This window comes from Phormidium pseudopriestleyi FRX01 (assembly GCF_017313335.1).
Taxonomy (GTDB): domain Bacteria; phylum Cyanobacteriota; class Cyanobacteriia; order Cyanobacteriales; family Laspinemataceae; genus Laspinema; species Laspinema pseudopriestleyi.
The window spans coordinates 1-8,808 of record NZ_JAFLQW010000421.1; the positions used below are offsets into that span (position 1 = coordinate 1).

Annotated in this window: 8 protein-coding genes; 1 reads left to right on the forward strand and 7 read right to left on the reverse strand. The window is 48.2% G+C overall.

All coding sequences use genetic code 11. From position 1 onward, the window contains the following. A partial coding sequence (locus J0895_RS15745; protein ID WP_207088994.1) for an ABC1 kinase family protein occupies positions 1-1,227 on the forward strand: 1,227 nt, incomplete at its 5' end. 326 nt (positions 1,228-1,553) lie between these two features. On the opposite strand, the gene J0895_RS15750 is transcribed toward J0895_RS15745, so the two are convergent. The 7 genes from J0895_RS15750 to nagA form a co-directional block, all read right to left on the reverse strand. Continuing rightward, complete coding sequence (locus J0895_RS15750) at positions 1,554-4,352, reverse strand: TIGR02921 family PEP-CTERM protein (protein ID WP_207088995.1); 2,799 nt, start codon at positions 4,350-4,352, stop codon at positions 1,554-1,556. 320 nt (positions 4,353-4,672) lie between these two features. Next, positions 4,673-5,047, reverse strand: a complete 375-nt coding sequence (locus J0895_RS15755) for a DUF423 domain-containing protein (RefSeq protein WP_207088996.1) — start codon at positions 5,045-5,047, stop codon at positions 4,673-4,675. 48 nt (positions 5,048-5,095) lie between these two features. Further along, positions 5,096-5,524, reverse strand: a complete 429-nt coding sequence (locus J0895_RS15760) for a hypothetical protein (protein WP_207088997.1) — start codon at positions 5,522-5,524, stop codon at positions 5,096-5,098. Positions 5,525-5,637: 113 nt separating this feature from the next. Then, positions 5,638-6,153, reverse strand: a complete 516-nt coding sequence (locus J0895_RS15765) for a hypothetical protein (protein WP_207088998.1) — start codon at positions 6,151-6,153, stop codon at positions 5,638-5,640. 3 nt (positions 6,154-6,156) lie between these two features. Beyond that, positions 6,157-6,843 (reverse strand): magnesium protoporphyrin IX methyltransferase, encoded by a 687-nt coding sequence (gene bchM / locus J0895_RS15770; protein WP_207088999.1) that lies wholly within the window; start codon positions 6,841-6,843, stop codon positions 6,157-6,159. A 104-nt stretch (positions 6,844-6,947) separates the two neighbouring features. Then, positions 6,948-7,322, reverse strand: a complete 375-nt coding sequence (gene mgsA, locus J0895_RS15775) for a methylglyoxal synthase (RefSeq protein ID WP_207089000.1) — start codon at positions 7,320-7,322, stop codon at positions 6,948-6,950. A 52-nt stretch (positions 7,323-7,374) separates the two neighbouring features. After that, the gene (gene nagA, locus J0895_RS15780; protein ID WP_207089001.1) at positions 7,375-8,616 is read right to left on the reverse strand and encodes an N-acetylglucosamine-6-phosphate deacetylase; all 1,242 of its coding nucleotides are present in this window, start codon (positions 8,614-8,616) and stop codon (positions 7,375-7,377) included. Between the last annotated feature and the right edge of the window lie 192 nt (positions 8,617-8,808).

The window sequence follows — 8,808 nt, forward strand, 5'->3', positions numbered from 1 at the left end:
CAACGTCCCGGATTGGAAAAAATCATAGAACAAGATATTACCTTGTTGACGGGATTAGCGGAATTAGTCTCGATCGCCGAGTTTGGGGAGTCTTATGATTTAGTCGCCTTGGCCGAGGAATTTGGGACTGCCTTGCGGGGAGAGTTAAACTTTACAGAAGAAGGGGCAAATGGAGATAAACTGCGGCGCAATTTAGCCAAGAGTCGTTGGTTTGACCCAACAAAAGTCGCAATTCCAGAAATTTTTTGGAATTTAACTACAGAAAAATTGCTGGTGATGGAGTGGGTGGATGGAGACCCAATTTTGCTGGCAAAATATGATGGAATGCCCGGGATTGAGAGTATGGCCCAAAAAAAGGCGATCGCCAATTTATTGACCCGAGTCTTTTTCCAGCAAATTTGTTTAGATGGATTTTTCCATGCCGACCCGCATCCGGGGAATTTATTTTATCTCAGGGATGGACGAGTGGCATTGATTGATTGTGGGATGGTGGGACGGATGGACCCGCGTACTCAACAGTTGCTGATTGAGATGATGTTGGCGATGGTGAATTTAGACGCCCAACGATGCAGTCAACTGGCGATCGATATGGCCGGTTCGACGAGTAAGACGGTGAATGTCTCGAATCTGGAAAGTGATTACGATCGCCTGTTACGGCGGTATTACAATCTGAGTCTGTCTGAACTGAGTTTTAGCCAGATGTTCTACGAAGTGCTAGAAGTCTCCCGCGAAAATCGCTTACGGATGCCTGCGAACATGGGACTCTGTGCGAAGGCGATCGCCAACCTAGAAGGAATCGCCCGCAATCTCGACCCCGAGTATAACTTTGCCGAACAAATAAAACCGTTAATGACCGATTTATTCGGACGGCAATTAATTGGGGAAGCGCCATTACAGGGATTACTCAGAACTGCCCTGGATATCAAAAATTTATCCTTGCAATCTCCAAGACAACTTGAGGTATTACTAGACCGAGTAACCTCAGAAAGTTTAATTTGGAACGTCGCCATGAAAGACGTAGAGGCCCTCCGTCGCACGTTGGATTCTGCCGCCAACCGACTCTCTTTTAGTATATTAGTCGGGTCTCTAATTATGGGGGCGGCAGTCGTTTCTTCACAAGCGCAATTGAGCAATGTTTATTATTTGAGTGATATCTTGTTTGCAGCAGCGAGTTTAATTGGGTTGTGGTTGGTGATTAGTATCTTGCGATCGGGCAGATTGCGGTAAGGGTCCGGCGGGGTCCGTCGGGGGTCGGCGGGGGTTTAAACCCCCGCCTCATAGCTAAAGTCGGTTAAAACCGACTGAAAAGCAATCAAAGGGTTTTAGTTATTCCTTCTGTTTGTAGTAACGACTTTAGTCGTTTTTTTTGTTCGTAGTAGTAACGATTTCAGTCGTTATCCCTCTTAGTTCGTAGTAACGACTTCAGTCGTTATTTTATCTATGTTTAGGGATTGAAAAAAGTAGGCGATTGTTTGTTATTGATACGTTTTAGCCCGCCTGCGCGGGCTAATTTTTGTGCTCTTCCAGGCTTAATTCTGGAGATATCTGGGCAATTATCCCACGGATTTTTTACCCCATTTGCGCTTGGCAAAAATCAACAGTCCAGTCGCCGCAATCATCCCCACCCATTGATGGGGTTCCGGGACCGGCACACTCATCAGATCCTCCGGTTGCTGCAACTCTTCTGTCCCATCTTCGATTTCCCGTTCAAAGCGATCGCTGCTGGATTCTGCCTCTTTTAACTGCCGCTTTTGTTCCTCGTTGACAAGCACGATCGCCGAGGAATAAGGGGAGACAATTTCATAATGTTTCGCGATCGCATGAATTGCATCTAAATCGGCTATACTTGTCGCATCCATCTGTTTAGATAACGCGAGAATCAGTTGCCTTGCCCCTAACGGTTCTAATCCCGCTTTGTCTGGAACTGTTGCACTGGCTAGTTTTTGCGGTAATGTAGAGAGAGAAGCTTTCGCCGGTTTCTCTCCAAACCAGCGATATCCATCCACCACACTCACCGTAGATGGGCCTAATTTTGCGGTAGTGGCGATGCGCTGCAACACCTCCTCTAGTTCCGTAGAAACGCCCCCGCCACTGCCTTGAATCGCCTGTAAAGTGCCATCGTCATACGCCCGGGGTAATCCTCCTAAATGGACCATCCATAAGGGACTAGATAGAGTGAGTAAATCAGGGCTATCTTTGGCTAATTCATAACTGCCGCGATCGCTAATCAAGGCAACTGCATCATAACTCGTATCCCCCTGCAATTCCTGGAACTGCTGCAATATTTCCCGATAGTTGAGACTACCATAATAGGTGATTTGGGCGGGATTCAACTCACCGATATTGTCCAGGCGTACTGGCATCGCACCGGGTGAGGCAGTTAAATAGAGGTCCGCATCGTTGTTCTCCAGGCGATTATCGGCAAATCCGTTGCGTTTCAGCCAATTCAGGGTTTCAGTCACTTCTTTGCCGTGCGATCGCATACTATAAGAGCGATCGACGATGACAGCAATCCGTTTCCCTTGGGGTAAGATATAATCGGACTCCCTTAGAGGTTGTGCCGAAATCTGGTAATCTCCCGGAAAAGTGAGCTTATGTGCGGTTCCCGAGGAGAGATTGGTTGCTGGGAGAAACTCCGGCATCCAAGCATCACCCAGGCGTTTTACGGGTTCTCCGTTATACTGGCGCTGGGTTGTGCGGTTCCAAAAGACGTTACGTTTTTCCGCCAATTGTGGCATCGCCCAACCCTGGGGGGTTTGCATGACTTTATAGGTTAACCAGAGATGCTGTTTCGGCTGTTCTTGGCGGTTAGGATTGTCAAAAGAGGTGAGTCGGGCGGGGATGGGGAATACCCGGAGGCGATATTGTCGCGGTCCGACTTGTTCCAACAGTGCCGGGTCAATATTACGCTGGACTTGAGCATTATACACCTGTTGGGCTGCACCGCGTGGGGAAATTTGAAAGACGTAGCGATCGCTGCGATCGGCGGTTTCATTTAACCAGACTCCGGTTAATACCGCACTTTCGGGCAACGAAAAATAGTAAAAAACTTCCTCATTTCGAGGGGTTTGGTTTTCATACACTTCATACAATTCTACATCTGCCCAATCTCCCCGTTCCGTGACGGTAATCTCCTGTTGAGTCAACAGAACTCGTTGTTCATTAATATTCAGTAATCCAGCTTTGGCTTCTTCTTGATTAAAGGTGGATTGCACCGCGTGTAAAATAGTTTTAGCTTCTCCCTTTTGGATGGGCGTATCAAAAAATTGTTGGTAAAGGGTGGCAGCTTTTTCGATATCCTCTCGCGACCCTTGGTACAAAAAGGGTGACATTAACCCATTATACCAATTCTGCAAGACTTGCGCGGCAGATTCCTCTATTCCCAGGAGTTCTCGATACATTGCCCGGATATGGTTATTATCTTGATGGGTACTGAGATAGCGATAGGAGAGTAAATAAGCGTTAAGTAGTCCTTGGCGAATTGAGTCAGATTTGGCTAATAACTCTTGCCGTTCTCGATCTGTTGAGGCTGGATTTTCTAAGGTTTTAAAGGCTTGAATTTGGGGCTGTTGCTGAAAGGCGAAAAATAGTACCATCCAGGCTGTCACCACGACTCCTGAGCCAAATATTGCCCACTTTCGTCCATACTGGGCAGCAAATTTTTGGATGATTTTGTAGCCGGAGTAGATGTAAAAAGTCGCCAGGGCTGATGGCATGGCAATGAATAAAGTGGCACTGAATCCCCATAAGAAAAAGGAAAAGGGTGCCCACCATAAGAAATTCCAGGAGTTATACTGGAATATATTAATGAATACCTCTACCCAATCCAAGCTGATCAGGTAACCCGCAAAAAAGACGGTGAAGGGAACAACATAGAAAAGTAATAATGTGCCTAGATAGAGGCCCATTAATAACATTAAACTGTGGGTGGCGAGTTGTAGCCAAGCTAACTTGCGATCGCCCTTGGCATAGCCGTAGAATAATTCTAGGGCAAATGCAGCCATTGCCAGCAGTGCAGTTCCCACCATCAGATTACTGGCAGGGGTCATTTCTCGCAGCATGAATAACCGCACCAGGCAGAGGGTAAATAAGGGCGCTTCGACGCCATAAAAGAGGCGAATCAGTTGTAAGGGATGTTTTCGTAACTTAATGCCAATTACGGTACAAACTGTGGGAATGGCGATCGCGCCGGTTACCGCCAAGGTAAATTCTAGGGGAATGATTCCCTCAGCGGTTGCCCGAATTAAGGGGATTGCCACCCAAGGTAAGATTCCCAGGTAAACAATGCCTAAAAATGTGAGATTCCATAGCCAAAAAATCAGGGAAAATAAACCATGAAGCCAGACTTTCATCACTAAACTCCGGAAGTAAGAGGGATAGAGGGGAACCAGAGGAGGGATCGACTTTTTGGGCGATCGCATCGCTACCGTTGAGCTTAGGGACCCGATGCCTCAACCCCAGAGAATGGAACAGTCCCTGGGGTAATCATCGGCAACAAACCCCTCTCTCTTTCCCTATTGAATCCACGAAACTTCAAAACGTCAAGGCACAATCACAATCGGTATAAAACCCTTGCCTGTAGAAAAGTCAAAACCGGCAGAGGGTGGTATCCTCCGCCGGTTTTCGCAAGAGGTGCGAGCTCGTTAACGCACCCTTCCTCCCTCATCCTGCCCTACATTTTCCAGGTTGCCACAGCTAAACAGCCCCAACCCAGTAAAAAGGCTGCACCACCAATGGGTGTAATTGCACCTAACCACTTGATGTCGGATAAACTGAGAGTATATAAGCTACCGGAAAAGATTAAGACTCCGGCAATGAAGGCAAATCCAGCCACTCGCAGCCAAATCGAGGGGATTTCAGTCTGGGTTACCGTCAATCCCACGAACAACAGCGCCAAAGCGTGATACATTTGATACCTGGCGCCCGTCTCAAAGATTTCCATCGCCCTCTCACTGAGTTGAGGTTTCAAGGCGTGAGAGGCAAAGGCACCGGCAGCGACGGAGAGTCCCGCCAAAATGGAGGCAGTCACCATAAAAAGTTGCGCCATCGATATCACTCCTGATTGCGGGTATTGTTGCCAAACGGGATGGGATGGTTATCCAAAATTAAATGAATAATATATTTCGCCGCGATCGCTGACTTCAAAATCAGCGTCAAATTCTACAGCTTTTTCATCTAAAAATTTTCTAGCTTTTTTCACAGATAATCCCGCTTCCAGTGCTAACCGCATGACCGTTATTTTGCCATCATGGGCTTGGATTACCTGATAAAAAATCGACTGAATGCGATCGCCTTCCTGTTTAACCCGCAAATGATAACTCCCCTTGTTATCCCGATATAATCCCCAAGCCATTGCCCCTCCTTGGAGGGTAAAAGGGAAGCCTAGTAAAAGAATGCAGGCTTTGAGTTCCTCTCTATCTTGGGCGGGGGTATCGGGATTGTTTAACTTTTCCGTTGCCACTCCTAAAACTGAGAGTCCCAGGAGCATAAACAGTGCTGATGCTGATTTTTTCAACCGTTTCATAATTTCAATCTAATCGGTTTTATAGGTCGGTATTTTTGATAAACTCGGCTTTCCCCCTCCTTCATTCGTCTCCCTTTTAAACCCGGAAATCCTCCCGGATTGATAGAATCTATTCAGACTTTAAAGCGATAGATCACATCCCCGCGATCGCTCACATCAAAATCGGCATTAAACTCTTTAGCTTGTTCTTCTAAATATTGCTTGGCTTGATTAGCAGACAGTTGAGTTTCCATCGCAAAGTGCAGGACCGTAATTTGACCATTGCGTTCTCGGATCATTTGGAAAAAGATCCCCTGGAGGCGATCGCTTTCCTCCTTATCCAAAGCCAGCTTTTTATTTTTGCCCTCGCGATAGAGACCCCAGGCTAACCATCCACCCATCCCGATTGCCGGAATCCCAATCCCAAATCCGGCGAGGGCGAGCTCTTTGCCATCATCTTGCTCATCGGGATCAGTTTCCACTAAACCCGAGACGGCTATGATCAGACAAAAAAATCCAGAAGCCAGTAACAAACCCGTCGCCACCGTTTTAATCGGTTTCATAAACTCCACCGGAATTTGTAAATTTTCCCGAAATTCTATCCTACTTTCTTGACTCTTGTCATCTGGTGGCTGGGACGGATTTTTCATAAATTAGCGCCGAATTGCTTCCAGGAGGCGAGAATAATAAAACCGAGTGCTGGTCATTTCTTGGCGAGCGATCGCAAAGCCATTTTTAGCCAGAATCGCGACAATATCCGCTTCTCGATGTTGGTAAGCCCTTGTGGTTTTACTCGGACCGGGGAATAACTCCCCAACCTTCTTCAAAGCAGTGAGGGCAACAGTTTTCGGGGCAAAACTCAGAATGACCCGTGACTGTGCCAAAGAACACAGATGGCCGATCATCTCTGCCGCCTTCTCCTGGGGATAGTGAATCAGCACATCCAGACAAATCACCGTATGATAGCTCCCACTTAACGATTCTAAATCCTGGGCGGCAAAAGAAATCGTATTGTTTGGACCGAACCGAGCCTTAGCCCGTTGGTATGCTTCAGCAACCATTTTTTCAGAAATATCGCTGCCATAGACCATTGCACCGGCTTGTCCGAGGGGAATACTCAGACTACCGACGCCGCAACCCGCATCACAAATTGATAACCCCTGCAAATTGCCATCAGCTTGTAACCACGCCAGGACGCGATCGACCGTTTGCTGATGTCCCTTGCGGATATCTAGCTGAACTTTATTGACCTCTTCGGTGCCATAAATTCTGCGCCAGCGATCGAACCCGGTGGCATTAAAATACTCCCTGACTACGGTTTTATCATCTACTGCGTTCATTGCCATGCCTGTTGCTGTGTTGTGTCCAGCCTCTTAACTTACCACATTTTTTCAAATCAAAAAGTAGGCAGTCCCCTACCTTTTCCCGTTGCCGGTTCACGGGATCAAGCCGGGGATAAACTGGGCATAATCGCCTCTGCGGTAGCGAGATTGGTCGCTAGGGGGGTCTGCTGGAGGTTGCAAATTCGCAGGAGTGCTTGAATATCCGGTTCATGCGGTTGAGCAAACAGGGGATCAATCAGGAAAATCACGGCTTTAACTGTCCCTTCGACGACTTGGGCGGCAATTTGAGAATCTCCCCCCATCGGTCCCGATTGCATTCGTTGGACGTTTAGTCCCGTGGATTGATTAATTCTGGCCCCGGTGGTCCCGGTGGCAATCAGATGATATTGGGACAAAATGGCCGAATGCTTTTGAGCAAAGGTGACCATTTCATCTTTTTTGCGATCGTGGGCGATTAAGGCAATGATTGAGGACATGAGATTAAAACCAGTTGGCGCTATGAAGTGGCCCAGGAGCGGGTCTGTTCCGCTAGTCCAGGGGTGCAAGTCGCTCCCAGGTTAACAAATTTTCCGATTCATCGAGATGCCAGCGTAATAAAGAAGCCGGTTGACCAATGTTTAACTGGGGTAAGCCGATCGCCCATCGCGGGGATTTCGTTGCCAAGGCGATCGCATCTCCCACTTCACAGAGTCCCCATTTGACTAAATTCTGCACCCCAGTTAATAGGGGTAAAGTGGTGCCAGCCAGAGTCCCATCTTCTAGGCGGGCGGTCCCATTAATCACTTCAATTTGACGACTATCCCAGGGATATTTCCCATCGGGGAGTCCCAAGGGAGAAAGGGCATCACTGACCAGAAAGATGCCTTTGTAATAGTAGCTGGCGCGCAGCAGCAACTCAATGGTAATGGGAGAAACGTGTTCACCATCGGCAATTAACCCGCATTTGACTTCCGGATGGACGATCGCCGCCCCTAATAAACCCGGTTGCCGGTGATGAATCGGTGGCATGGCATTAAAGGCATGAGTCACCATACTTGCACCGCGATTAAAGGCGGTGGTGGCTTGTTCTGCGGTGGCGAGGGAGTGACCCAAACTGATGGTAATCCCCAGGGAATGCAGATAGTCTAGGGTTTCACCACTAGGGTCTAATTCCGGTGCCAGGGTGATGATTTTGACGAGTTGGGCATAGTCTCCTAAAACGCGCTTGACATTGGATAGGGTGAGGGGGAGGAGATATTCCCCAGGATGCGCACCACGTTTGTCCGGATTGAGGAAGGGTCCTTCTAAGTGGACTCCGCCAATTTTAGCCGTTCGTTGATTGTTGGGACCGGAATATTCGGGGTTGTTGATAAATGAGGATAGGGTAGCGAGCGATCGCTGAATATTTTCCACCGAAGTTGTGACGAGGGTGGGTAGAAAAACATCCACGCCTTCATGCCAGAGAAATTGACAAATCTCCTGGAGTTTGCCAAAATCAGCCAATTCTAAATCGGGAAAGGCTAGTCCTAAAGCGCCATTAATTTGCAGATCGACCCCGCCCAAGGAAACCCAGTCCCCTTCTACATCGAGTAAGGTCATGTCCTGTAAATTTTCTAAACAGGGAATCGGGGGCTTCTCAGTTTTCATGGGTTGCATCACGGCGATCGCACCCTGTTGATCAATTCGCAGCCAGTGCAGGTCTTCATAACCGGGAAGTTGAGCGTTGATAATATCCAAGTTGGTGCAACCCGAGATGGGCAGAAGAGTACGGAGGCGTGATAGGGGAGTCATCGAGGTTGTTGTCAAACAAAAAGGTGAGTGGGAATCTCAAAGAGATTAGGAGCGTTTACTGGGTGCATCTGAGTTAGGCAACCACCACCCCGCCCTACGGGCACCCCTCCAAAGGAGGGGAATTTTCCCCATTCCCCTCCTTTGGAGGGGTGCCCGTAGGGCGGGGTGGTGACTCTGGAGGGGTGCCCGTAG